The following is a 24859-nucleotide window of genomic DNA, read 5'->3' as shown; positions in this document are numbered from 1 at the left end:
TCAGGCCACCGCTCCGGTGCGAACCCTCATGATGATCTCCTTGCGGGACTCGGTCCACAGCATGGCCAGCGTGGCGGCCACGAACAGGCCCGCCGCGCCGGCCAGTGCGACCACGGGTTCGGGGCCGAGCTCGGCGGCGGCGGCGCCGCCGACGAGGATGCCGATCCCCTGAACGGCCAGCAGGCCTGACTGGACGAGGCCGAAGGCCTGGCCGCGCCGTTCGGCGGGCACGCACTGCACGAACGCGGCGTTGGCGGCGAGCTGGTACGCACCGCCCACGCCCGAGATGAACCACAGGACCAGCACCACGGCGAGCGGCGGGCGCATCGCGCAGGCGATCAGCGGCGCGCAGGTCAGCATCGCCATCCAGCCCATGACGCGCAGGCGTTTGGAAGGGCTGACGTATCGGCTGAACAGGAAGGCGCCGACGACCGTCCCGGTCGGCATGGCGCCCATCAGCAGACCGGCCACGAACGAGATCTGGTGGGGGTCGTCGGTCAGCGTGGCGGCGTAGGGGGTCGCGATGCCCTCAGGGAGCACGTAGAAGCCGCAGAGCCAGGCGAAGAGCACCAGGATCCGCAGCCGGGGGTCGCCGAAGACCATCCTGGCTCCGGCGCGGGTCATCGTCCACATCGAGGAACGGCCGGCGTCGCCGCGGAGGGGGGCCGGGCGCCGTCGTATCCCCGACATGAGGATGAGCGCGGAGGCCATGAAGGTCGCCGCGTCGAGGGCCAGCGCGCGGTACGGGCCCATCCCCATGATCAGGGCGCCGCCGACGGCGAAGCCGAGCATCTGCGCGGCCTGGTTGGTCATGTTCTGCAGGGCCGAGCCCGCGACGTAGCGGTCGCCCTCGAGGAGCTCGGGCAGGAGCGCCGCCCGGGCGGCGGAGAACGGGGCGCTGAGCAGCACCACGCAGAAGACCAGCGCGCACAGCGTGGCGAACGAGGTGCCGGGCACCGCCATGGCCGCGACCATGACGGCGCGGAGCAGGTCGCAGACGACCATGATGCGACGGCGGGCGTAGCGGTCGGCCAGACCCGCCAGCAGCGGGCCGCCGATGATCGGCGGCAGGTAGGTCAGCGCGTAGACGGAGGCGGTGGCCAGCGGGGACTCGGTCCGCTCGAAGACCAGGACGGACAGCGCCACGCGGGAGAGCTGGTCGCCGAGGAGCGAGAGGGCCTGGCCGCCCCAGAGCGCGCGGAACTCCTTGACGGCGAGGACCTCGCCGTAGGTGGCTTGACGCTCCACCGGACGGCGATGCCGCCCGGCGGACCGCCCGGACCTGGTGGCCGCCATGGGACTCCGCTGGTGATCTCACAGGCGAATCTGACTGTGTGTATTCGCCGTGTGACCTACCGTGCCCGTTGGGAGTCCTTTTCGCAAGCTGAACTGGCCAAACTCATGCAGCGTGTAATTCCCCATCAGGAAATATCGGGCATGGGATGGAGCATGTGTAATGCGGCTTTATCTACCAGCCCAGCTCGTGCAGTCGGTCATCGTCTATGCCGAAATGGTGGGCGATCTCATGAACGACCGTGATCTGCACCTCCTCCACCACGTCATCCTCGGTGTCGCAGATCGCGCAGATCGGATTCCGGTAGATCTCGATCCGGTCGGGCAGCACGCCGGCGTACCAGTCGCCACGCTCGGTGAGCGGGATGCCGGTGTAGAGCCCCAGCAGATCCGGCTCGGGCGGATCGTCCACGACCACCACGACGACGTTGTCCATGACTTTCGTCAGTTCGGGAGGGATCGTGTCCAGTGCCTCGGCCACGAGCTCCTCGAACTTCTCCCTCGAGACCTCGATCACACGGCCATTCTGCCGCGCTTTTCCGGGTAAGCGACTTCTGGGGAGTCGAGTACGGGCGGAGGGGCATGGATTTCAGACGGTGGACCCGGGGCGTTCGCACCTTCACGTCGGGATGGGGCGGAGCGTTCCGCCGCGCCGTATCGGGACGGGTGGCGCGCGCGACGGCGATCATGGCCGTCGCCGCCGCCGGGGCGTGGCTCGGGGTCGCCCTGGGAGGCCCCGTGCGGGCCACGGTGGGGCCCGTGGAGGCGGGCATGTCCGCCGAGGTGTCCTGGACCGGGGAGACCGTCGTCGACGCCCGTCCGCTGGGCACGCTCCTGTTCGACACCCACGACGCCCCGATACGCCTGCGCGTCACGCTGGAGAACATCAACACCGAGCGGGCCAGGGCCATGCTGGAGGACCCCCGGCTCTCCGACCGGCTCCCCGCCCTGCTGGAGAAGGAACTGGGCGAGGGCATAGGCCGGCTGATCATCCGGGTCGTCGTCTCCGGGCTGGCGGGGGCCCTGATCGCCTCTCTGATCGTCTTCCGCCGCCCCCGGGCGGCGCTGGCGGGCCTGCTGAGCGGCGTCGTCATGATCGCCGGGGTGGGTACGGCGGCCATCATGACCTACCGGCCGGACTCGGTGGTGGAACCGCAGTACACCGGCCTGCTCGCCGGAGCGCCGTCCCTGGTCGGCGACGCGGAGTCGATCGTGACGAAGTTCGAGTCGTACCGGGGCCAGCTCGCCAAGCTGGTCAACAACGTCTCGCAGCTGTACGACACGGTCTCGGCCCTGCCCGTCTACGACGCCGACCCCACCGCGATCCGGGTCCTGCACGTCTCCGACATCCACCTCAACCTCATCGCGTGGAACCTCATCCGCTCCATCACCGCCCAGTTCAAGATCGACGTCGTCGTCGACACCGGGGACATAACCGACCACGGGACCGGCCCCGAGGACAACTTCGTCGAGGAGATCGGCAACCTCGGGGTGCCGTACGTCTTCGTCCGGGGGAACCACGACTCCAAGGCCACCCAGCGCGCCGTGGCCAGGCAGAAGGGCGCGGTCGTGCTCGACGACTCCGTCAAGACCGTCGCCGGGCTCCGCATCTACGGCCTCGGCGACCCCCGCTTCACCCCCGACAAGTCCGTCGCCGTCGACTCCGATCCCAACTCCCTCGCCGCCCTGGGGCGGGCGCACGCCACCCGCCTCACCCAGGTGTTCGGGCAGGTCGACCTGGTGGCGGTGCACGACGCGACGATCGGCAGGTCCTTCTCCGGCACGGTCCCCATGGTCCTCGCGGGACACGCCCACGCCCGCTCGACCGAACTGCTGCCGTCCGGCACCCGCGTCCTCGTCCAGGGCTCCACCGGCGGCGCCGGCCTGCGCGCCCTCGAACACGACGAACCCACCCCCGTGATGGCCTCGGTTCTGTACTTCGACCGGGAGACGCGCCGCCTGCGGGCCTGGGACGACATCACCCTCGGGGGACTCGGCGAGCAGTCAGTGCAGATCCAACGTCACCTTGAGAGTGACCCTGGGCGTACAATTTTCCCGGAGCCGACGATCAGCCCGTCCCCGACGGGACCGACCGGAGGCGCCGCGACGCCGTGAGCCGGGAAACCGCTTTGGCATCGGGGGCGAAAGTCCCCTATGCTTCAGAGGTCTCCAGCGGGAAGACGGCAATGGCAGTGGGACGAAAGTCCTTACGCCCCCATCGTCTAGTGGCCTAGGACACCGCCCTTTCAAGGCGGCGACACGGGTTCGAATCCCGTTGGGGGCACGGCCGAGCGAAAGCTCGCCAGGGAAACGGCAGGTCGAAGGCCTCCGAAGACCTGGTAAGCTAAGCAAGGCAAGACGGACGGAAGCGAAAAACTTCCGAACGAAGCAAGGTCCTGTAGAGCAGTTTGGAGTGCTCGCCACCCTGTCAAGGTGGAGGTCGCGGGTTCAAGTCCCGTCAGGACCGCTCTGGTAGGTGACAACCCCACCATCCAGGTCAGGTAGCTCAGTTGGTACGAGCGTCCGCCTGAAAAGCGGAAGGTCGGCGGTTCGACCCCGCCCCTGACCACATCATCTGAGCAGCACAAACGCCCCGTACGGATTATCGTGCGGGGCTTTTTGATCTCCAATGACAGTAACGCTTAGCCGCAAGCTCTTACGTTGATATGGGTGCATTTCGACTTCGGGGAGCCTGTGAGCTGTGAGTTCGTGATCCGAACTGGTTGGGCGAGCAGTTGTTTCCCATGACCGCCCCGCCGACCACTGCCCCGCCTCCACCGCGCACCGGGGGCGGGGTCTCATCATTCCCGGCGACGAAGACGACCGGGACGACCGGGCGGATCGCTTCGGAAATCGACGGCCGAAGCGACGCGCACGATCTCGGACAGAGTCGCAGATGATCAGCCACCAGGCGCGCGTGAATTCCCCTGATCGGCGCTGACCGCGTCCGGGTAGGGTGAGGGCATGCTTTGACCCCTGCCCGGTGATCGGGCGCCTCCGCGACCTCCTTCGTCCGTCGCAGCTCAACCCCGGACCCACGAAGGAGATGTCTTTCATGAACACGTCGACCCGCATAGACGTTCCCGACCTGTTCGCCGCGTCTTACGCCGCCAACGGCGCCGAGGCGCGCGCTTGGATCACCGATCTGCCGCGTCTCGGCGGCGAGTTCCTGGACCGCTGGGAACTGCGGCCCGACGGCCCGGCCGCGTACGGCATGGCCTCGCTGGTCCTGCCGGTGCTTCAGGCCGACGGGACCCCTGCCGTCCTGAAGCTTCAACAGCTCCGGGAGGAGACCGCCGGCACCGCCACCGGCCTGCGGGCGTGGAAAGGCGGTGGCATCGTGCGCCTGCTCGACTATGACGAGAAAAGCGGCACGCAGTTGCTGGAACGCCTGGACGCGACCCGGCCCCTATCCTCGGTGGCCGACGATGATGCGGCCGTGCAGATCCTGGCCGGGCTGATGGCCCGCCTGACCTCGTTGCCCGCCCCAGGGGGTCTGCGACGGCTGTCCGACATCGCCGCGGCCATGCTCGACCGGGTCCCGCAGGCCGTACCGGCATTGCAGGACCCTGGCGAACGGCGACTGGTGCGCACCTGCGCGTCCGCCGTGGCCGAACTGGTCGGCGAACCCGGCGACCGCTTGCTGCACTGGGACCTGCACTACGACAACGTCCTGGCGGGGGAACGGGAACCCTGGCTGGCCATTGACCCTGAACCGCTGGCGGGCCACCCGGGGTTCGAGTTGCTGCCGGCACTGGACAACCGGTGGGAGGAGGCGGAGGCCACCGGTGATGTGGCTCGCGCGGTGCTGCGCCGCTTCGACCTGCTGACCGAGGCCCTCGGCCTCGATCGGGGGCGGGCAGTCGGATGGACGCTCGGCCGCGTGCTGCAAAACGCCCTGTGGGACATCGAAGACGGCAAGACCGCCCTCGGACCCGCCCAGGTCGCCATCGCCATGGCGCTGCTGCGGCGGGACTGAACAGGGGGATGGCCTCCGCGGTTTCGCCGGGGGATCAGGTGCTGAAGGGGCGCTTCGCGTTTGCGGGCCGGACCAGCTCGGAGCCCCGCCGGGACTGCAGGGGGCTCACGTTCGTCGTCGAGGGCGCCGAAGGAGCTGAGGGAGACGCGAGCCCGGATCGCCATGATCGCTCCGGCGTCGCCTGTGACGGAGGTTCTCAGTTCACGGCTTGCGGGCGACCGCTCACGGCTTGCGGGCGACCGCGCCGTACTGCGGGATGTCGTGGTCGGTGAACCGGGTGTCGGGGTCCGGACGCCACTGCGGCAGCGGGACGAGACCCGGCTCCAGGATCTCCAGGCCGTCGAAGAACCGGAGGATCTCCTCGGGGTGGCGCAGAGTGATCGGGGTGGCCCCGCTGGCGTTCCAGGCCGCCGCCGCGGCGTCCATGGCCTCGGTGTGGATGCCCTGGGTGATCGTCAGGTAGCTGCCGGAGGGCAGGGCGTCGACGAGCGCGCCGACCGCTGCCAGCGCCTGCTCCTGGTCGGGGACGAACTCCAGGACGCCCAGCAGCATGAGCGAGATCGGCAGGTTGAAGTCGAGGGTTTCGGCGGCCGGCCCCAGGATCGTTTCGGGCTCGCGCAGGTCCGCGTCGACGTAGGCGCTGGCTCCCTCGGGGGTGCTGCGCAGCAGGGCGCGGGCGTGGTTGAGGACGACGGGGTCGTTGTCGACGTAGACGATCCGGGATTCCGGAGCGACCCGCTGGGCCACCTCGTGGGTGTTGTTCGCGGTGGGGATGCCGGTGCCGACGTCGAGGAACTGCCGGACGCCCGGGTCGCCGGCGAGGTGCCGGACGCTCCGGCCGAGGAACTCCCGTTCGGCGCGGGCGGCGGTGACCAGGCCCGGCATGACGGCCAGGATCTCGTCGCCGACGGCGCGGTCGGAGGCGAAGTGGTCCTTGCCGCCCAGCCAGTAGTCGTACACCCGGGCGGGGTGCGGCACGCTCGGATCGATGCGGTCCATGATGTTCTGCGTCGTCTCGGAGGATGCGTCCGGCATGGCTTCCCGCTCTCGTGGAGATCCAGCTCCCTCCGGATCAACTTAGCCGTCCCAGGACGGCATCGAAGATTGAATGGTGACTTTTCCGTGGATCGTGGGCGTTCGGCCCTTTCTGTCAGGTCCCATCGGGTCCTGCCGGGCCGGCATTCGGACCTGCCTGCCGGGCGCACCGAAGCCCCTGAGCCGGCGGTGGCCCGGGAGAGACGGCGGAAGCGGATCCAGGCATTCCGTCCCGGGCGGCTCATGCCACGGGGGTGCGGCCCGGTCCGCTTCCGCCGTCCGGTTAGGATCCCGCCATCTGCCGATCTCTGGAGGATTGAACGGTGACCTTGCCCCCGCCGCGCAGCGGTGACGAACGCAGGCGTGACACGCTTGCCCGGCTGGTCCACGACGTGGACGTCTGGGTGGCGTCGGCGGACGACGACGGCAATCCCTACCTGGTGCCGCTCTCGTTCCTCTGGGACGACGGAGCGCTGATCGTGTCCACCTCCCTGGCCACCCCGACGGGGAGGAACCTCAGCTCGAACGGGCGCGTCCGGATAGGGCTCGGGGTCACGCGCGACGTGGTGATGATCGACGGCGCGGCCGAGACGATCCCCTCCGACCGGATGCCGCAGGAACTCGCGGACGCGTTCGCGGAGAAGACCGGGTTCGACCCGAGGAAGAGCGGCGACGACTACCTGTACTTCAGGATCGTGCCCACCGGCGTCCAGGCGTGGCGAGAGGTGAACGAGCTCAAGGGCCGTAACCTCATGCGTGACGGGAACTGGCTGGTCTAGCTCTCTGTCGGGCCGCGTGCCCCGGCGGCGCGTGTCCGGCTCTCTGCCGGAGCGCGTGCTCCGACTACGTGTGTCCGGCTCTCTGTCGGGCCGCGTGCCTCGGCGGCGCGTACGGCTCGCCGACCGTGGAGGAGTCCCATGACGACCATCGCCGTCACCGGCGTCACAGGGCGGCTCGGCGGCCGCGTCGCCCACCGGCTGGCCGCCGCCGGCGTCACGCAGAGGCTGATCGCCCGCGATCCGGCCCGTGCGCCGCGGCTGGCGGGCGCGACGGTGGCGCGGGCCGAGTACGGCGACGCCGAGGCCGTGAGCCGGGCCCTCGACGGCGTCGGCGCCGTGCTGATGGTCTCGGCCGCCGAGACCCCCGACCGGGTGGAACGGCACCGCGCCTTCGTCGACGCCGCGCTCGCCGCGGGCGTCGGGCATCTCGTCTACATCTCCTTCTACGGCGCGTCCCCCACCGCCACCTTCACCCTGGCCCGTGACCACTGGGCCACCGAGGAGCACATCCGCGCCACCGGCCTGCCGTTCACCTTCCTCCGGGACAACCTCTACGCCGACTTCCTGCCCTCGATGGTCGGCGAGGACGGCGTGATCCGAGGTCCGGCGGGACAGGGCCGCGTCTCCGTCGTGGCGCAGGACGACATCGCCGACGTCGCCGCCGCCGTCGTGCGGGCGCCCGGCGGTCACGCGGGAAGGAGCTACGACCTGACCGGGCCGGAGGATCTGACCTTCGCCGAGATCGCCGCCGTCATCGGCTCGGCCACCGGCCGCCGGGTGACCTACCGGCCCGAGACCCTTGAGGAGGCCTACGCCTTCCGAGCCTCCTACGGGGCGCCCGCGTGGCAGGTCGACGCCTGGGTGTCGACCTACACCGCCATCGCGGCGGGGGAGATGGAGGGCGTCAGCACCGCCGTACCGGACGTCGCCGGTCGTCCCGCCACCTCCCTGGCCGATCTGCTGCGGAACGCTCGCTGATCCCGTGCCCCGCCCGGGACGCCGCTCCTGTCATCGGGACGGTGGCTCGCGCTCGTTGCTCTTGTCGGGAATTTCGAGATACGTCGAGGTTTCTTCCCTATAGAGGAAAGCTCCTTTCCGCGATGGCTGACAGTGTTGTCCCCATGAGCGACGACACCGCGATCCGCCCCTTCCGCATCGACATCCCCCAGGCCGATCTGGATGATCTGCGCGACCGGCTCCTGCGCACCCGCTTCCCGGGAGAGATGCCGGGTGTGGGCTGGGAGCGGGGTGTTCCCCAGAGCTACCTCGAGGAGCTCGTCGACTACTGGGCCACGGCCTACGACTGGCGCGAGCACGAGACGAAGATCAACGCCTTCCCCCAGTACGTCACCACGATCGACGGCCAGGACATCCACTTCCTGCACGTCCGCTCGCCCGAGCCCGAGGCCACGCCCCTCATCCTCACGCACGGCTGGCCCGGATCGATCGTGGAGTTCCTCGACGTCATCGGGCCGCTCACCGACCCCCGCGCCCACGGCGGCGACCCCGCGGACGCCTTCCACGTGGTCATCCCGTCCATCCCCGGGTACGGCTTCTCCACCCCCGTCACCGAGCAGGGCTGGAACATCCGCCGCATCGCCCAGGCATGGGCCGAGCTGATGAGCCGCCTGGGATACGAGCGGTACGGCGCGCAGGGCGGGGACTGGGGTTCCGGCATCTCCCGCGACCTCGGAGTGGTCGATCCCGAGCACGTCATCGGCGTCCATCTGAACTTCCTGCTCACCTTCCCCAGCGGCGCGCCGGGGGAGCTGGACGAGCTGACCGAGACGGATCGGGAGCGGCTGAAGGGCCTCGACCGCTTCATGAACGACCTGTCCGGATACATGAAGATCCAGTCCACGCGGCCCCAGACCCTGGCGTACGGCCTGGCCGACTCCCCGGCCGGGCAGCTGGCCTGGATCGTGGAGAAGTTCCGGGAGTGGACGGACTCGGAGAAGGTTCCCGAGGACGCCGTCGACCGCGACCGGATGCTCACGAACGTGACGCTGTACTGGCTGACCAACACGGGCGGCTCGTCCGCGCAGCTGTACTACGAGTTCGCGCGCGCCTGGAGCATGCCGGAGGTCTCCACCGTCCCGACCGGCATCGCGATCTTCCCCCACGAGGTCGCGCCGTCCGTCCGCAAGCTCGCCGAGCGGTCCGAGGTCATCGTGCACTGGACCGAGTTCGACCGGGGCGGCCACTTCGCGGCCATGGAGGAGCCGGACCTGCTCATCGGGGACGTGCGGGCGTTCTTCCGGGCCCTCCGCGAGAAGGACCGCTGAATCCGCGAGAAGGACCGCTGAATCCGCGAGAAGGCCCGCCGGGTCCGTGAGAAGTCCCGCTGAAAAGCCCCACGAGAACAGCCGTTGAAAGCCCCTTCATGAGAGGTGCGGTTTTCCCCAGGAGCCTCCGGCGGCCGACCCCATCGCCGCTGGAGGCTCCCCCTCGTAACCTGCTTCCCATGAGGGGGATCCCAGTTGTACGGCGACCGGCGCGGCGCGGGGGCGGCCATGCCTCGTGATGGGCTGCGCCGTGGCGGCCTGATGGTTCTCACACTGCTGGTGGGGACGCTCACCGCGGCCATGGAACTGCTCTGGCTGCTCGCCGCCACCCCGTGCCTCGCTCTGCCGCGCCTGCGCCCCGAGGTGCTGGAGGCCTCGGCCCGGATCGCCTCGTTCGAGGCCCGGCGGCTGGGGATGGGGGCGGGCGGCTACAACGGTGTGCGGGCGCACCGCTATCTCTCCGTGCGCTGGGCCGCGGGCGTGCTCGGCGGGTTGGTCCTGCTGACTCTGGGCGTCGGCGCGGGGACCGGGCTGTGGCTGGTGACCGGCTGGCTGGCGGGGGAGAGTCCGGACGGCATCGAGCCGACCGCGCCGGTCGTGATCTACATCGCGGTGCTGGGAACGGTCCTGCTGTTCCTGAACCTGACCGGCATCGCCGGGGTGGTGACACTGGAGCGATGGCTGGTGACCCACCTTCTCAGGCTCAGTCCCACGGAGATCCTCGAACGCCGGATCGCCGAGCTGGCCGAGACCCGCGCCGGGATCGTGGCCGCGGTGGACGTCGAGCGGCGCAGGATCGAGCGTGACCTGCACGACGGGCTGCAGCAACGCCTCGTCGCCCTCGCCATGCTGATCGGCCGGGCCAGGCGCGGCCGTTCGCCCGAGCTCCTGGACGACCTGCTCCGCCAGGCGCACGAAGACGCGCAGCAGGCCCTGTCCGACCTACGGGAGGTGGCCTGGCGGGTCTACCCGAGCGCACTCGACTCCCTGGGGTTGCGCGAGGCGCTCGCCGGGGTGGCCGAGCGCTCCGCCGTGCCCGTGCGGATCTCCTACGATCTGGACGGGCGGCCCACCACGACGGTCGAGACGGCCGCCTACTTCGTGGTGTGCGAGGCCGTGACGAACGCGGCGAAGCATGCCGGGGCGGATCTGATCACCGTCCGGGTCGCATCGGAGGAAGGCAGGATCCTGGTGCAGGTGATCGACGACGGCAAGGGCGGCGCGGTCCTCTCGGGGAGCGGGTTGTCGGGTCTGGCCCGCCGGGTCGCCGCGCTGGACGGGCACTTCAGCGTGATCAGCCCGGCCGGAGGGCCGACAGTGGTGACGGCGGAGCTCCTCTGCGCCTCGGCTGCCATGACGCGGGAGCGGTCGCCCGGACCGGACGGGGCGGCCGCGACGCCGGAGCGCTCGCCTGGGATGGCGGGATGGTCGTGAGGGCTCGGCGGGGTGACGTGAGGGTGGTGGGACGGCCATGAGGCCGGTGGGATGGTCGTGAGAGTGGCGGGGTGGTCATGAGGGTGGTTCTGGCGGAAGACTCCACGTTGCTGCGCGAGGGGCTGGTACGGCTCCTGCTGGAGGAGGGTCACGAGGTTCCGGCCGCGGTCGGGGACGGCGAGGCGCTGATGGCGGCCGTGGCAGAGCACTCGCCCGACATCGTGGTGGCGGACGTGCGGATGCCGCCGACCCACACCGACGAGGGACTGCGGGCGGTTCTGGAGATCCGCCGGCGCCATCCCGGCGCGCGGGTGCTGGTGTTGTCGCAGTACGTGGAGAAGAAGTACGCCACCGAGCTGATGAGCGGCGACGTCAACGGCGTCGGCTACCTGCTCAAGGATCGGGTGGCGCAGGTCGGAGACTTCCTGGACGCGCTGGAGCGGGTGGCCGCCGGGGGCGCGGCGTTCGACCCGGAGGTGGTGCGGCAGCTGCTGGCCCGCACCACACAGGCCGATCCGGTCTCCAGGCTCACCCCACGGGAGCGGGAGGTGCTGGAGCACATGGCCCAGGGCCTGACCAACGCCTCGATCGCCGACCGGCTGTTCGTCTCGCAGAGCGCGGTGGAGAAGCACATCAATGCGGTCTTCGACAAGCTCCAGCTCCTGGACGTGTCCGGATACAGCCGGCGAGTGCTGGCCGTGCTGCGCTTCCTGGAGTCCTGAGCCGGTCCCGGGAGACCCGGGCGTGGCCAAAGGCGGGCGGTCAAAGGCGGGCGGACCCGGACGGGTGCGGGCGTGGCCAAAGGCGGGCGGTCAAAGGCGGGCAGACCCGAACGGGTGCGGGTGGGGTCAGAGGCGGGCGGTCAGAGGCGGGCGGAGGCGGGCGGAGTCGCGAGCCGGATCCGGAACTTTCGGTGGATCTCCGGCAGCCACTGTGGGATCTTGGGAAAGGCTTCTCCGAGCAGGGGATGGGAACTAGAGTTCGGATATGAATCCCGTCTTGCTCCTCATCGACGTTCAGCGGAACATGCTTCAGCCTCCCGAACCGGTGCCCGGCGCGGAAGAGATCTCGGCCGCGATCGACACGTTGCTGAAGCGCGCCCGCGCCACCGGGATGCCGGTGGTCTTCGTGCGGAACAACGGTGGGGCGGACGACCCCGACGCCCCCGGGACGCCGGGCTGGGAGCTGGTCCACGAGTTGCTTCCGGGGGAGCACGTGGTCGACAAGCACGCCCCCAACGCGTTCGCCGGCACCAGCCTCGCCTGGCTCCTCCCGCCCGCGGCGCCCGTCGTGGTCGCCGGGATGCAGAGCGAGTGGTGCGTTCGCGAGACCTCCCTGGCCGCCCTGGAACGGGGGCACACGGTCACGCTCGTGCGGGGCGCGCACGCGACCTATGACGGGGATGAACCCGCCGCGGACATCTCCCGGAAGGTTGAAGAGGAGCTGACCGCGGCGGGCGTCAGGGTGGCCACGCCGTCCGAGTTGTTCTGACTCCCTCCCGGGTCGTGTGCCGCGTGCTCAGCAGTGCCTTGGCGGCCACCGCGACGCAGACCAGGCCGAGCAGGAAGCCCCAGGCGACGTCGCTCAGGTGGTGCATGCCGCGGTACATCCGGGAGTAGGCGATTCCCAGCGGGATCCCCAGGCCGACCAGCCACCACAGCACATTCAAGATCTTGTAGCGGTGGGTGTGGAGGGTCAGCACCAGGGCCACACCGCAGTAGAAGGCGACCGCGGCGCTGGTGTGCCCGGAGGGGAAGCTGGAGGTGGGTGGGGCCGGGTCCAGCCGCTCGACCTCGGGCCTGTCGCGCTTGGCCAGGACGGTCGAGAGCAGGAAGATGATCGACTGCGACCACACGGCCACCACGAGGAAGAGCGACTCGTTCCAGCGCTTGAACACCAGCCGGAAGACGACCACGAGCACGGCGGTGGCTATGACGATCACGGGTGTGTCGGACAGCTTCGACAGCACGTCCGTGACGTCGCTCCAGAAGGTCGTACGGCCGTCGGCCAGTTCCTCGTTGACCCCCTGGTCGTTGGCGCCGATGGTGGTCGTCTCCAGGACCTTGGTGATCAGCAGGCCGACGCCGATCGTCAGAGCGGCCATGATGGACAGCGGTAACAGGATGAGGCGGAGAGCGCTCCTGCCATCGATCGGCATCCTCGACATGGTGCCCCAGCTACCCCAAAAAGGGACTAGAGAACGCTCAACTTCACATCAAAGCGACGGGTTTTCCGTACGCGACACGTCCAGAGGTTTCCTGCTGCAGACAGACGCCTTCCGCAGGAGCCCCCGAAGAGGCCGAGGGGTTTCCCCTGGGGGGACTGCCGGCCTGAGACGTCTCGCCTAAGAGGTCTGGCCCCTCGGGAAGCCCCGCCCCTCGACGGAATCCGCCTCCTCGGGAGCCTCGGAGACCTCGGGCTCGACGCCCTCTTCGTACGGCACGGCCGGTCTGTGGCCCTCGTCACGGCGCCAGGTCTCGTAACCCGTGGCGGTGGCCGCGACGGTCGCCAGACCCAGCGCGACCCCGGCGACCACGTCGCTGACCCAGTGCACGCCGAGCCCCACCCTGCTGTAGGCGACGAAGACCGTGATCGCCGCCGCCGTGATCCAGGCCGCCAGGTGGGTCCACCGGTGCTTGAGGACGGGGAGCAGGAGGAGAACCAGCATGCTCGTCCCCGTCGCCGCGGCCATCGCGTGGCCGGAGGGGAACGAGGGCCCGGGCGCCCACGACACCGCGTCGGGCAGGATGGGACGGGCCCGGTCGACCAGTTCCTTGACCGCGAGGTTCAGCAGCCCGCTGACGGTGATCGTGACGACCGACCAGACCGCCAGGCGCGGCCACCCCCGCACCCAGAGCCAGATCGCCGCGAGCACCGCGAGGACGCGCCACGTCCACGGCCCGAACACCTCGGTCGCCACGCTGAGGAAGTCCGTGTAGCCCGGGATGGAGAGCGCGTGCCCGTAGAAGAGCCGGGCCATGCCCTCGTCGAAGTTGTTCAGCGGCTCGAACGAGGACAGCACCAGTACCAGCAGCAGCATGAACGGCATCGCGAACAGGGTGACGGCCACCGTGGCGAGCGTGAGCCGTACACCCAGCCGCTGGTTCGTCCCCTGGCGATCGAGCAATCTGACCATCACCTATGGCTACCCCGATGCGGGGGTTCATGCATGGGACGGCGGATGAGAGTCCGCTGGGAGTTCGGGAAGGGAGAGTGCAGACGGCAGGGACTCGACCTGCGGGGATCCAGACGGCAGAGGCGCGAAGGATGGAGGCTCGGACGACACGGATTCGAAGGACGGAGGCTCGGACGGCTCGGATCCCGGCGACAGGGATCCGGGAAACCGCCTTCAAGCGGCGTGGCGGGCCTCGCGGCGGGTGGTCCAGCGCAGCACGTCGCAGTGGCGCCGCTCCGCCTCGCCGAGGGTGGGCTCGCCGGAGTAGGCGTCGAGCACGGCCCGCAGGTGCGGCATCTGCTCGGTCACATCGGCCCACGCCTGGTCGGGGCCGCCCATGCCCAGCTCGATCAGCGTGTCCAGGTGCGCGGCGTAGGCCGTCCACCACTGGCGGCTCAGCTCCGCCAGGAACCCGCCCAGCCCGCCGAACTCCTGCTCGATCTCGGCCTCCCACCAAGGCGGGACGGTGGTGTGCCCGGTCTCGATGAGATCGCGCAGGATGACGTGCGCCAGGGTGCGCCGGCGGCGGACGGCGGTGGAACGCGAGGGGATGTCCATGCCCACAGCTTGCCGATCTTCGCTTGCCGAATGTTTAACAAGGTGTTGACGATCATATGCGGCGTGGATCGGCCGGGTCCCGGACACTCGCCTAAATCTCCTTCCCCGGGGCAGATGTAAGCCTCAGAACAGATCCCCGAGCATGACGAAAGGCATCCCCCGATATGACGCGCACTGACCACGACACGCTGGTCGCGGGCCTCAGAGGGCTTCAGCCGACGGTCCCGGCCCCGGGCATCGTCGAGCAGCTCGAGCGGACGGTCGGGGTCGTCGACGTCTTGCTCGGACACTCGGGTGCGGGCTTGATGTTCAGCGGGGAGCAGGGGGAACTCCGTTACCTGGTCACCACCGACGAGGCGGGTCACAGCCTCGAAGGGGCTCAGCTCCACACCGGCCGGGGCCCGTGCATCTCCTCCTTCGCCGGGGGGACCGCGGTCACCTCCTGCGACGTGCGGAACGATCCGCGCTGGCCGGAACTCGCCGAGCGGCTCCACCCCGACGTGCGCGCGGTCGCCGGAGTGCCGGTACGGCTCGGCGGGCGGCCGGTCGGCACGCTCAACGTCTACCGGTCCGCCCCCTACGACTGGAACGGCTCCGACCTGGAGTCCCTCCACGCCTACGCCGGCGTCGTCGAGCAGATACTCACCTCCGTGATCGCGGCCGAGGAGAAGAGCGTCCTGGCCGACCAGCTCCAGTACGCTCTCGACTACCGGGTGGTCATCGAGCGGGCCATCGGTTACCTGATGGGCAAGCACGACCTCACCGCCGCGCAGGCGTTCACCGGCTTGCGCAAGCGGGCCAGGGACAGCCGCCGCAGGGTGGCCGACCTGGCGGCCGAAGTGCTCGCCGAGGCGGCGGGCGAGCCGGGGTGACCCTGCTGGCCGAGTACAGCTAGTACGGCGGGCCGGGGTGATCCGGCGCCCGGCCGGGGGGCTAACCTGACCGGTGATGTACCGATTCCTTTTCACGCAGATTCTCAGCCGCCTCGACCCGGAGGACATCCACCACCTGACGGTCCGGGGGCTCCGCGTGCTCTCCGCGGCGCCGGTGGCCAAGAAGGTCCTCCATCGTCGCCTCGCGCCCCGTGACCCGGCGCTGCGGGTGCAGGCGTTCGGCGTGCACTTCCCGGGCCCGTTCGGGCTGGCGGCGGGCTTCGACAAGGACGCCGGATGCGTGGAGGCCATGTCCGCGCTCGGCTTCAGCCACGTCGAGGTGGGCACGATCACCGCCCACGCCCAGCCGGGCAACGCCAGGCCCCGGCTGTTCCGGCTGGTGAAGGACCGGGCGGTCATCAACCGGATGGGCTTCAACAACGCGGGCGCGGACGCCGCGGCCAGGACGTTGAGCAGGACCCGCGGGGTGCCGGCGATCGTCGGGATCAACATCGGCAAGACCAAGGTCGTGCCCGAGTCCGAGGCCGTCCACGACTACGTGGCCAGCGCCAAGCGACTGGCGCCGCTCGCCGACTACCTGGTCGTCAATGTGAGTTCGCCCAACACTCCGGGCCTGCGGAACCTCCAGGCCGTGGAACTGCTGCGCCCGCTGCTCCAGGCGGTCAAGGAGGTCGCCGACGGCACCCCGAAGCGCACCCCGCTGCTCGTCAAGATCGCTCCCGATCTGGCGGACGAGGACGTGGACGCGGTCGCCGACCTCGCCCTGGAGCTCGGGCTCGACGGCATCATCGCGACCAACACCACGATCAGCCGCGAGGGCGTCGCCAGCGACGAGACCGGCGGCCTGTCGGGGCGCCCGCTGAAGGCCCGGTCGCTGGAGGTGCTCCGCAGGCTCCGGGTCCGGGTGGGCGACCGGCTCACCCTCGTCTCCGTCGGCGGAGTCGAGGACGTCGACGACGTCTGGGAGCGCCTGCTCGCCGGAGCCACCCTGGTCCAGGGCTACACCGCCATGATCTACAAGGGCCCGCTGTGGGCGCACCGCATCCACCGGCAGCTCGCCCGGCGCATGCGCCGCCACGGCGTCGACGATCTCCGCGAGATCATCGGCCGTACGGCGCGCTGAGTTATACCCTGGGTGGGTAACCCACAGACCTGGAGGCGTGATGAGCGTGACCACATACACCGTCACCGGCATGACCTGCGGCCACTGCGTCAGCTCGGTCAAGGAGGAGGTCGGCGAAGTCCCGGGCGTCACCGGGGTCGACGTCGACCTGCAGTCCGGCCGGGTCGAGGTGACCGGCGACAACCTCGACGACGGGGCCGTCCGCGCCGCCATCGAGGAAGCCGGCTACTCGGTGGCGGGCTGAGGAGACCGAGCACTCCGTTCCGAACGCTCCGCACGGCCGTGCCCTGTGCTTCCGGCACGGCCGTGCTTTGCGCTTCCGATACGGCCGTGACCTGTGCTTCCGGTACGCCCGTGTTCGGTGACCTGTGCTTCTGGTACGTCCGTGTTCGGTGACCCGTGCTTCTCCGTACGGCTCCGCCCCGGTCACCGCCACCCGCCGACCGGGGCGCGGCCCGTCACCCCACGCTCCTCGGGCGCGCCGCCCCGCGCCGCGACGCCGTCCGGCCGGAGATCAATCGGCCGGGACGTCCGGTAGGAGGTCAATCACTCGGGGCGTTCGGTCGGAGGTCAATCACTCGGGGCGTTCGGCCTGGAGTCGCCGTAGACCGGGTTCTTCGCCACCCGCTTCTCCGACACCAGCAGCCGGACCGTTCCGGCGCTCTCCGATTCGGCCGCCCACACGACCCAGTGGTCGCCGACCCGGGCGGACTGCTCGTCCGGGCTCACCGAGAAGCCGTCGCCGCCCTCGTCGGGTGTGATGATCTGGTAGACCACGGTCAGGCCGCGCTTGCGCGCCTCGGCCGCGACCTCGCCCACGGTGCGCTCGACGGGGTCGTAACCCTCCAGCATCTCGCCCTTCGCCTCGGCCATCGCATGGGCGCCGTACCGCTCACCCGGCCGGGCCGGCCGGCCCAGGTAGACGGTCCCCTTGCCGCTGAACCCCTTGGAGACCGTCACGGTCAGCGCGCAGCCGGGGGAGCCCGGGGCGCACCCCTCCGGGGACAGGCCGCCGCCCAGCTTGTCGTCGCCGTTCGTGCCGGAGGACCCGTACCGCACGATGTCGCCCACCCGGGTCGGCGAGGCGGGCACCAGCTGCAGGCCGACATCGAGGCCCAGCGCCTTGAACCCCTCGGAGTACAGGGCGTGGTCGGCGAACGGATCCTTGATCGTCGCCACGTACTCGTCGCCGCGCAGCTCGATGTCGATGGCCGCGTTGGCGTAGGAGGTCGCCGTGCCGGCGCGTTCCTGCACCAGCGTGAACCCGATCACGGCGGCCACGGCCAGCACGGTGGTGACCGCCAGGCCCGCCACCAGGCGGGGCATCGCGCCGCGGCGCCTGACCGGCCCGGACGGGCCGGTTCCGGCGGCGTCCGGGCCGGTCCCGGCGATGGCGGTCAGCAGCCGCCGTTCCTGGTCGCGCAGGTCGGCCAGGCCGGGGCGCGGGACCTCCGCGCGGAAACGCTCAAGATGGGTCATCTCACTCATGGACGGGCTCCTCGCTGACGGCGGTAAGCGGGTTGACCCCGCCGAGTTCGCTCCTGAGCCTGGTGCGCGCCCGGTTGACGCGTGAGCGGACCGTGCCCAGCCGGACGTTCAGTGCCTCGGCGACCTCCGGATAGGTGAGGCCGCCCCAGGCGACCAGCAGCAACGCGTCACGGTGGCCTCGCGGCAGAGCCGCCAGCGCGCCCGCGAGGCGGCGGTGGGCCGCCTCGGCGCTCAGCCGTTCGTTGCTGCGCTCGGTGAACGGAGCCAGCACGGGGTCGGTCCCGGTGCGCTCCACGACACGCAGCTGGTGGACCTCCGTGCGCACGTGCCGTCTCATCAGATTGGTCGCGATCCCGTACAGCCACGGCCTCGCGTTCGGACGGGCCGCGTCGTAACCGCCGCGCTGCCGGAAGGCCGTCAGGAACGTCTCCGCCACGATGTCGTCGGCGGCGTGGCCGCCCAGCCTGCGGGTGACGTAGCGGGCGATGTCGGGGGCGTACCGCCGGAAGAGCTCCGCGAACGCCTCCGGGTCATGCCGGGACCGTTCGATGAAGGAGACATCGTCGTCCTCCGCCCGGCTGCTCTCACTCATTCTGTGCCTCTCGGCTCTGGATCAGATCATCCGTTGTTGCCGAGAACGCCCCGAACGGTTCCCCGGGAGAGACGGGTCCGGGCGAACGGTCCCGCGAGGGATCCGCCGGAGAGGCGGCGGGCCCCGGATCATGCCGCCCGGAGGCGGCGGTCCTTGGTCACACCGTTCGGAGACGGCGGGCCTCGGGCTACGCCGTCCGGAGGCGGTGGTGCGCGTGAAGGAGTTCGAGGCTCCCGGGGAGCTGCGAGTGCAGCGGGCCGGGCAGCGCGTCGGGCGTGAACCAGCCCAGCTCGTCGAACTTGTGCGGCTCCCCGATCGCGACCTCGCCGGGGTTCACCTTGACTGCGAAGACCACCGCGACCCAGTGGGAGGTGACCGGGTCGCCGCGCAGGACGTTGCGGACGCCGATCGTCTCGATCTCCAGCGCCTCGGCGGAGTATTCCTCGCGGACCTCCCGGGCGACCGCCGCCTCGAACGTCTCGCCGTACTCCAGTGCCCCGGCGCCGCAGTCCCACGTCCCGGGCTCGTCCCGCGCCCCGGCGCCGCGCCGGGCCAGCAGCACCCGGCCCGCGCCGTCATGACAGACGAACACGCAGGAGACGGAGGGCGCCTTGGGCGCGCTCCGGGGGGCGGGAGCGTTCGAGGAGGGGGAGAGGGCAGCGCTCATGCCTCCGGAGCGTACTGAGCGGGGCGATGCCCCAGCCAGCCGTTTTACCCGGCCCGCCTCACCCTGACCCGCCCCGCCTCCAACCCGGTCCGGCCAGGCCAGAGTCGGATGCCGGGTCGCGGCGGGGCCGGACGCCGAGCCGGATACCGGGCCGTGGGGCGGAGGCCGAGCTGAAGCCGGATGCCGGGTGGGGCGGGAGGGGGCGGGATCAGATGCTGGGGCGGGTGGAGTCGGCGGTGAGGGTCAGCTCCTCCACGTGCTTCATGCTCTCGCGCACGTCGATGACGCCCGGCCGGTGCCGGCGCCATCCGGACCCGCCGCGCTGCCAGGGGCGCGGCCCGTCCAGCGGGCGGTATTCGACGCCCAGCGCGTCCAGCCGCCGCAGGTGCCGCTCCAGCCGGGCGGGGAACGAGGCGTCGGCGGATCCCGCCCAGGCGACCTCGGCCAGCGCGCATCCCCGCGGCCAGGCACGGTAGTCGACGGCCCGGCCGTCGGGCAGGCGCTCGCTCCACAGCTGGAACTGCGCGCCCAGCACGTGCCCGGCCTCCTCGGCGGTCCACGCCTCGGGGATCGGCGCGAACCCCGCCACGTCGCTCACCGTGGTCGCGTCGCCGATGGCGACCGGCTCCTCCTCCGAGGACGCCTCCGCGTAGTCGAAGTAGAGCGGGAAGATCGGCGTCTGCACCACGTCGTGCCCGGCCGCGGCGGCCCGCCGGGCCACGCCGAGCCCGCGCCACGGCATGACGACCGTGTCGGGGCGGAGCATGCCGCTGACGAACGCCTCGTCCCAGACGACCGCGCGGCTGCCCCGCTCGGCCAGCACGTCCGCCAGCCGCCGCAGGAACCACGCGTGCAGACCGGCCAGGTCGGGCAGGCCCAGCTCGGCCTGGAACGCGGTGATCTCCGGCGAGGCCGCCCAGTCGTCGAGAACGCACTCGTCCCCGCCGAGGTGCACGTACGGAGTCTCGCCGAGCGCCCCGAGCAGCTCGTCGAGCACGACGGTCAGGAAGTCGATCGTCGGCGGGAGGGGGGAGAGGATCGCCGGGGAGATGCCCCACCGCTCCAGCACGGGGAACGGCTCCGGCTCCCGGCCGCCGGTCGCCCGCGCGTCGAGCTCCGGGTAGGCGGCGAGGACGGCCGAGGCGTGGCCGGGCACGTCGATCTCCGGCACGATCGTCACGGCCCGGGCCCTGCCGTAGGCGGCGATCTCCGCCAGGTCGTCCAGGGTGTAGTAACCGCCGTGCGGGACGCCGTCGAAGGACGGCTCCTCGCGGTAGTAGCTGGTGGTCGTCTGGGGCCGGTGCGAGGCGACCTCGTGCAGCCGGGGGTAGGCCCGGCTCTCGAACCGCCAGCCCTGGTCGTCCACCAGGTGCAGGTGGAGCCGGTTCAGCTTGTGCGCCGCCATGAGGTCGATCATCCGCAGCACCTCCCGCTTGGGCAGGAAGTGCCGGGCCACGTCCAGGTGCGTCCCGCGCCAGGGGAACCGCGGCGCGTCGGTCACCCGTACCAGCGGCACCTCCCCGCCGGCCGGGACGCTCCGGAACGCCGTGTCGGGCAGGAGCTGGCGCAACGTCTGCCCGGCGTAGAAGGCGCCGGACCGGTCGGCCGCCGCGATGAGCACGCCTTGCGCGGTCACCTCCAGCCGGTAGGCCTCCGGGCCCAGCGACGCGTCGCGCTCGATCGTGACCGTGCCGGATTCGGCGGGGCGCAGGTCCAGCGTGGTGAGCGCCTGCCGTACGGCGTCCACCAGTTCGGCGGGGCCGGAGACGGAGTCACCGGGGGAGAGGGTGAAGGATTCTGAACCGGACTCGGCGGACGTGGGACGGGGCAGGAGGTCGGTCATGGCCCTAAATCATGTCAAATCTCCCCGGAACCCTCCGGGAACCAGTCGAATGTTGTGCATAGCGACCATGATCGTCGCGAAGCCCGAAGCCCGAAGCCCGAAGCCCGAAGCCCGAAGCCCGAAGCCCGAAGCCCGATACCGAGCCGATGCCGCGCTGGACGTCATCCGCGTCCGGGGCCTCGCGGCGGAAGCCCGCGCGGGACCCCGGTGCCGGGCGCCGGTTCTACCGCAGGTACTGCTCCACCCCGTTGGCCAGGGCGAGGGCGATCCGCTGCCGGAACCTGGCGTCCTGGAACTTCGCCGCCTCGCCGGAGTTCTTCATGTTCCCGCACTCGATGAAGACCTTCGGGACCGTGGAGAGGTTCAGACCGCCGAGGTCGCTCCGGTAGTCCAGGGCGTTGTTCCCGATGTAGGTGGAGTACGGCAGCCCGGTGCCCTCGCGGAAGGCCTTCCGCACGTTGAGGCCGAGCCTCCTGGAGTCGTCCACCACCGCGTCCACCTTGCCGCCGATCTTCTTCGGCATGATCACGTGGAAGCCGCGGTTGCCTGCGGCGGAGCCGTCGGCGTGCACCGAGATCGCCGCGTCCGCCCGGGCCTGGTTGCCGATCCTCGCCCGCTCGGTGATGCACGGTCCGAACGCCGTGTTCCTGCTGCGGGTCAGCTTCACCGTGGCGCCCTTGGCCCGCAGGATCCTGGCCAGGTGCTGGGAGACGTCCCAGGCGAACGCGGCCTCGCTGTAGCCGCTCGTGGTGGCCGTCCCGGTGGTGTCACAGGCCTTCTTCTGGGTCAGGACGTCGACCTGCCTGTTGATCTCCGCGGTGTGCCGGTGGTTGTTCTCGTTGTGCCCCGGGTCGATGACCACGACCTTGCCCTGCAGGGGCTTGACGCCGGTGGCGCCGCCCGTCGCGGGCGCCTCGGCGGTGCCGGTGACGGTGGCCTCCGGGAGCGCGGAGGAGGTCCCCTCGGAGGTTTCCGGATCGGCGGTGCTCTCGGGGCCGGAGCCGGAGCCGGACGGGGAGGCGGATTCCGTGTCGTCGGGCGGGCCGCCGTCGGCGGTCTCCGCCGGGCTCGCGGCGGACTCGCTCGCCCGCTGCGGAGCCGCGTCGGTGTCGTCCGGCGCGCCGCCGCAGGCCGTCGCGGTCAGACCGCACAGGACAAGGGCCGCCGTGAATGCTCTGCCAGTCACGCTCAATCCCCCCGTAGGAACCGTCAGCCCCCCAATCTACGCGTACAGGTACCGCGCCCGCTGGCGGGTTCCCGGGCACGTGCGGCGGCGTGGCCTCCGTGCGTGCCCGGTGCCGGATTCCCGGGGTGTCCGGTGTCAGGTCACCAGACGTGCTCTCCGACCTCCTGCCGCTGCAGCAGCGCGGCGAGCTCGCGGGCGTCCTCGGCGTCGACGCCGAGGACCACGCGTGGGCGGCCCCACGGGTGGTCGATCGAGTGGGCCACGTAACTCGCCACCGAGTCGGATGCCGACTCTCCGTTCCGGCCGCGGCTGGTGCGCCACTGCGCCCACGCCCGCTCCAGCTCGGAGGCGGCGCGCTGAGCGCATGAAACCAGTTCTGGATCACGCATGGTTACCCCCCTTATCAGGACCAGAGTCAACACCAGGGGCCTCTGGCACCCGAAGGGATTTGCCCAGCCTTGGCGCCCGCCTGGAAACGGTGTAACGCTCCAGGCGGGCTGTTTACGATCCGCTGGCGGGGCCGGTGGTGCGCCGTACGACCAGGCGGGGGGTCACCTGGCGCAGGCGGGAGGCCTTGCCGGGGTCGCCGATCCGGTCGCTGAGCAGCGTCGCGGCCGAGCGGCCCATGGCCCGGCGGGGCTGGTCGACGGTGGTGAGGGAGATCGGGAGCAGGCCCGACAGCTGGGAGTTGTCGTAGCCGACCACGGACAGGTCCTCGGGCACGCGCAGGCCGAGTTCGGCCGCGGCGGACAGCACGCCCATGGCCACCCTGTCGCTGGCGGCGAAGATCGCGGTGGGACGCGGGTCGCGGGTCAGCAGGCTGTGCGCCGCCCGGGCGCCGCCCTCCTCGGTGGCCTCGCCCTGCTCGACCGTGATGTACGGCGCCAGCGCGTGCCGCCGCATCGCGACCAGGTAGCCCTCGCACCGGAACCTTCCAGCGGAGGAGCAGGCGCCCTCGATGTGGGCGATCCTGCGGTGGCCGAGTTCCACGAGGTGGTCGATCGCCAGGCGGGAGCCGAGCTGGTCGTCGTCCACGACGATGTCCACGCCGCCCAGGTCGGTCTCGCGCTCGCCCACCACGACCGTCGGCGTGTAGGCGGTCGCCTCGATGAGCGTCTCGCTGGTGGGCGGGATGCCGAGCAGGACGAGCCCGTCCACCCGGAGTTCCAGGAAGGCCTCGACCGCCTCGTCCTCGAAGGCGGGATCCCACTGGCTGTTGCCGATGAGCAGCCGGAGCCCGTCGCCGTGCAGGCTTTCCTGCAGACCGTCGAGGAACTCGGCGTAGAAGGGGTTGTGCAGGTCGGCGACGAGCGCGCCGACCAGGTGGGTGCGGCCCTCGACGAGGCTCCGGGCGACCGCGTTGGGGCGGTAGCCCAGCTCCCTGGCCGCTTGCAGCACGGCCTGCCTGCGGTGCTCGCTGACGTGCGGTGATCCGCGGAGCACCAGGGAGACCAGCGATTTGGAGACGCCGGCTCGCTCAGCGACGTTGCGGATCGTGGGACGCGGACGCGGTGCGGCGCCGTCCGTCGGGACGGGGATGTCGAGCGCACGGGCTCGGCTGGTGGTGGTGATGTCGACCGGCGGTCCTGACATTGGCCTCTCCCCCGGAAATGGTGGGTGGGCACCTGTGCGGGTGTCTGGATGCCCTCTCCCACAAAACGATCCACTTCCGTTTGGGGTACGGCTTTGTTCCGGATGGGGTACAGCTTTCGTGCGGCGGCCCCGGATCTTGACAGCGGCGCCTGGGGGCTCCGACTCCGATAGTGTGCGGGATGTGGGTTCGACATCCGGAGCCGCCAAGCAGGAGAAACCTGCGGCAGGCGGCGCGCGTCCTGCGCGGCGCAGGCTCAGCGTGGACCGGCGCCGTGAGGAACTCATGGCCGCGGCCCTGGAGCTGTTCAGCAAGCACGACGCCGAAGACGTCTCCATCGACGACGTCGCCTCGGCCGCCGGGGCGTCGCGCGCCCTGGTCTACCACTACTTCGGCGGCAAGCAGGAGCTCTACGTCGCCGCGCTGAAGAGCGCCGCGACCCAGCTGGAAGAGCGCCTGCGCCCCCAGGGGAACGGCCGTCCGCTGGATGAGCTGGCCCTGGGGCTCGGACGCTATTTCGACTTCGTGGAGGAGCACGCGGCGGGCTTCGCCGCGTTGCTCAAGGGCGGCCCGGCCAACCGCAGCGGCGAGATCGGGGAGATCGTCGACAGTGTCCGGCACCGCCTGTTCAACCTCATCACGAGGCAGATGCGGGTCGAGGAGCCCGGCCCGACGCTGCGCATGACGCTGCGCTCGTGGATCGCCTCGGTCGAGACGGCCGGCCTCGACTGGCTGGAGCACCGGGACATCGAGCGGCCCGTGCTGGAGCGCATGCTGGTGGATCACATGGTGGCGCTGCTCGGAGTGGCCGCGAGTCACGCGCCGGAGGTCGAGGATCTCCTCCAGGAGCTCGTCCGCGACCAGTTGCTGTAGGGGCGGGGAGCGGACGGCGGCCGTACCGGAGCGTGCGGGGGAACCGGAGTCCGCGGGGCGGAACC

25 protein-coding genes and 3 tRNA genes are annotated in these 24859 nt (G+C 70.8%); 15 read left to right on the top strand and 13 right to left on the bottom strand.

What is annotated here, in order from left to right:
• Both Plo01_RS26895 and Plo01_RS26890 read right to left on the bottom strand, forming a co-directional pair.
• Positions 1-1248 carry an MFS transporter gene (locus Plo01_RS26895; protein WP_307837405.1) on the bottom strand — a complete coding sequence of 416 codons (1248 nt, stop codon included), beginning with the start codon at positions 1246-1248 and terminating at the stop codon, positions 1-3.
• 220 nt (positions 1249-1468) lie between these two features.
• Positions 1469-1810 (bottom strand): metallopeptidase family protein, encoded by a 342-nt coding sequence (locus Plo01_RS26890; protein WP_203893480.1) that lies wholly within the window; start codon positions 1808-1810, stop codon positions 1469-1471.
• A gap of 149 nt (positions 1811-1959) precedes the next feature.
• Here Plo01_RS26890 and Plo01_RS26885 point away from each other — a divergent pair, with 149 nt between their 5' ends.
• The 5 genes from Plo01_RS26885 (at position 1960) to Plo01_RS26865 (ending at position 5272) form a co-directional block, all read left to right on the top strand.
• Positions 1960-3408, top strand: a complete 1449-nt coding sequence (locus Plo01_RS26885; RefSeq protein ID WP_239317131.1) for a metallophosphoesterase family protein — start codon at positions 1960-1962, stop codon at positions 3406-3408.
• Between the two features lie 96 nt (positions 3409-3504).
• Positions 3505-3577: transfer RNA gene (locus Plo01_RS26880), tRNA-Glu, on the top strand.
• Between the two features lie 108 nt (positions 3578-3685).
• Positions 3686-3760, top strand: a tRNA-Asp gene (locus tag Plo01_RS26875).
• 28 nt (positions 3761-3788) lie between these two features.
• Positions 3789-3862, top strand: a tRNA-Phe gene (locus Plo01_RS26870).
• 486 nt (positions 3863-4348) lie between these two features.
• Positions 4349-5272 (top strand): aminoglycoside phosphotransferase family protein, encoded by a 924-nt coding sequence (locus Plo01_RS26865; RefSeq protein ID WP_203893478.1) that lies wholly within the window; start codon positions 4349-4351, stop codon positions 5270-5272.
• Between the two features lie 222 nt (positions 5273-5494).
• Here Plo01_RS26865 and Plo01_RS26860 read toward each other — a convergent pair whose 3' ends face one another.
• Positions 5495-6307: an SAM-dependent methyltransferase gene (locus Plo01_RS26860; protein WP_203893477.1), complete on the bottom strand. Its 813-nt coding sequence runs from the start codon at positions 6305-6307 to the stop codon at positions 5495-5497.
• A 323-nt stretch (positions 6308-6630) separates the two neighbouring features.
• Between Plo01_RS26860 and Plo01_RS26855 the strand changes: the two genes are divergently transcribed.
• The 6 genes from Plo01_RS26855 to Plo01_RS26830 all read left to right on the top strand — a co-directional run bounded on the left by Plo01_RS26855 (position 6631) and on the right by Plo01_RS26830 (position 12296).
• Entirely contained in the window at positions 6631-7086 is a 456-nt protein-coding gene (locus Plo01_RS26855; RefSeq protein ID WP_203893476.1) for a pyridoxamine 5'-phosphate oxidase family protein, read from the top strand.
• Positions 7087-7224: 138 nt separating this feature from the next.
• Positions 7225-8064 carry an SDR family oxidoreductase gene (locus tag Plo01_RS26850; protein WP_203893475.1) on the top strand — a complete coding sequence of 280 codons (840 nt, stop codon included), beginning with the start codon at positions 7225-7227 and terminating at the stop codon, positions 8062-8064.
• Positions 8065-8207: 143 nt separating this feature from the next.
• On the top strand, positions 8208-9371 hold the full coding sequence (locus Plo01_RS26845) for an epoxide hydrolase family protein (protein ID WP_203893474.1): 1164 nt from the start codon (positions 8208-8210) through the stop codon (positions 9369-9371).
• 261 nt (positions 9372-9632) lie between these two features.
• The gene (locus Plo01_RS26840) at positions 9633-10805 is read left to right on the top strand and encodes a sensor histidine kinase (protein WP_203893473.1); all 1173 of its coding nucleotides are present in this window, start codon (positions 9633-9635) and stop codon (positions 10803-10805) included.
• A gap of 77 nt (positions 10806-10882) precedes the next feature.
• The gene (locus tag Plo01_RS26835) at positions 10883-11527 is read left to right on the top strand and encodes a response regulator (RefSeq protein ID WP_203893472.1); all 645 of its coding nucleotides are present in this window, start codon (positions 10883-10885) and stop codon (positions 11525-11527) included.
• Between the two features lie 265 nt (positions 11528-11792).
• A complete protein-coding gene (locus Plo01_RS26830; RefSeq protein WP_203893471.1) occupies positions 11793-12296 on the top strand; it encodes an isochorismatase family protein in 504 nt (167 codons plus the stop codon).
• Here Plo01_RS26830 and Plo01_RS26825 read toward each other — a convergent pair.
• The 3 genes from Plo01_RS26825 to Plo01_RS26815 all read right to left on the bottom strand — a co-directional run bounded on the left by Plo01_RS26825 (position 12265) and on the right by Plo01_RS26815 (position 14538).
• Positions 12265-12909, bottom strand: a complete 645-nt coding sequence (locus Plo01_RS26825) for a phosphatase PAP2 family protein (protein ID WP_203893470.1) — start codon at positions 12907-12909, stop codon at positions 12265-12267. The two genes, Plo01_RS26830 and Plo01_RS26825, sit on opposite strands and share 32 nt — an antisense overlap.
• A 240-nt stretch (positions 12910-13149) precedes the next feature.
• Positions 13150-13941 (bottom strand): phosphatase PAP2 family protein, encoded by a 792-nt coding sequence (locus Plo01_RS26820; RefSeq protein WP_203893469.1) that lies wholly within the window; start codon positions 13939-13941, stop codon positions 13150-13152.
• 213 nt (positions 13942-14154) lie between these two features.
• Entirely contained in the window at positions 14155-14538 is a 384-nt protein-coding gene (locus tag Plo01_RS26815) for a hypothetical protein (protein WP_203893468.1), read from the bottom strand.
• A 164-nt stretch (positions 14539-14702) separates the two neighbouring features.
• Between Plo01_RS26815 and Plo01_RS26810 the strand changes: the two genes are divergently transcribed.
• The 3 genes from Plo01_RS26810 to Plo01_RS26800 all read left to right on the top strand — a co-directional run bounded on the left by Plo01_RS26810 (position 14703) and on the right by Plo01_RS26800 (position 16798).
• Positions 14703-15410, top strand: a complete 708-nt coding sequence (locus Plo01_RS26810) for a GAF and ANTAR domain-containing protein (protein ID WP_203893467.1) — start codon at positions 14703-14705, stop codon at positions 15408-15410.
• Positions 15411-15486: 76 nt separating this feature from the next.
• The gene (locus tag Plo01_RS26805; protein ID WP_203893466.1) at positions 15487-16554 is read left to right on the top strand and encodes a quinone-dependent dihydroorotate dehydrogenase; all 1068 of its coding nucleotides are present in this window, start codon (positions 15487-15489) and stop codon (positions 16552-16554) included.
• Positions 16555-16594: 40 nt separating this feature from the next.
• Positions 16595-16798, top strand: coding sequence for a heavy-metal-associated domain-containing protein (locus Plo01_RS26800; RefSeq protein WP_203893465.1), 204 nt, complete (start codon positions 16595-16597; stop codon positions 16796-16798).
• A gap of 326 nt (positions 16799-17124) precedes the next feature.
• Here Plo01_RS26800 and Plo01_RS26795 read toward each other — a convergent pair whose 3' ends face one another.
• The 7 genes from Plo01_RS26795 to Plo01_RS26765 form a co-directional block, all read right to left on the bottom strand.
• Positions 17125-18042 (bottom strand): hypothetical protein, encoded by a 918-nt coding sequence (locus Plo01_RS26795; RefSeq protein WP_203893464.1) that lies wholly within the window; start codon positions 18040-18042, stop codon positions 17125-17127.
• Positions 18035-18634, bottom strand: a complete 600-nt coding sequence (locus Plo01_RS26790; protein ID WP_203893463.1) for an RNA polymerase sigma factor — start codon at positions 18632-18634, stop codon at positions 18035-18037. Before Plo01_RS26790 ends, Plo01_RS26795 begins: the two co-directional genes overlap by 8 nt.
• A 187-nt stretch (positions 18635-18821) precedes the next feature.
• Positions 18822-19301 (bottom strand): NUDIX domain-containing protein, encoded by a 480-nt coding sequence (locus Plo01_RS26785; RefSeq protein ID WP_203893462.1) that lies wholly within the window; start codon positions 19299-19301, stop codon positions 18822-18824.
• 208 nt (positions 19302-19509) lie between these two features.
• A complete protein-coding gene (locus tag Plo01_RS26780; RefSeq protein WP_203893461.1) occupies positions 19510-21144 on the bottom strand; it encodes a beta-N-acetylhexosaminidase in 1635 nt (544 codons plus the stop codon).
• 223 nt (positions 21145-21367) lie between these two features.
• The gene (locus tag Plo01_RS26775) at positions 21368-22330 is read right to left on the bottom strand and encodes an N-acetylmuramoyl-L-alanine amidase (RefSeq protein ID WP_203893460.1); all 963 of its coding nucleotides are present in this window, start codon (positions 22328-22330) and stop codon (positions 21368-21370) included.
• Between the two features lie 140 nt (positions 22331-22470).
• A complete protein-coding gene (locus Plo01_RS26770) occupies positions 22471-22719 on the bottom strand; it encodes a hypothetical protein (protein ID WP_203893459.1) in 249 nt (82 codons plus the stop codon).
• Between the two features lie 112 nt (positions 22720-22831).
• Positions 22832-23923, bottom strand: coding sequence for a LacI family DNA-binding transcriptional regulator (locus Plo01_RS26765; RefSeq protein WP_203893458.1), 1092 nt, complete (start codon positions 23921-23923; stop codon positions 22832-22834).
• Between the two features lie 181 nt (positions 23924-24104).
• Here Plo01_RS26765 and Plo01_RS26760 point away from each other — a divergent pair, with 181 nt between their 5' ends.
• Positions 24105-24794 carry a TetR/AcrR family transcriptional regulator gene (locus Plo01_RS26760; RefSeq protein ID WP_239317129.1) on the top strand — a complete coding sequence of 230 codons (690 nt, stop codon included), beginning with the start codon at positions 24105-24107 and terminating at the stop codon, positions 24792-24794.
• Positions 24795-24859: the final 65 nt, after the last annotated feature.

The sequence above is a fragment of the Planobispora longispora genome (assembly GCF_016863135.1).
GTDB classification, from domain to species: Bacteria; Actinomycetota; Actinomycetes; order Streptosporangiales; family Streptosporangiaceae; genus Planobispora; species Planobispora longispora.
Note: the sequence above shows the minus strand (reverse complement) of the source record. Positions and strands in the feature narration are given on the sequence as shown.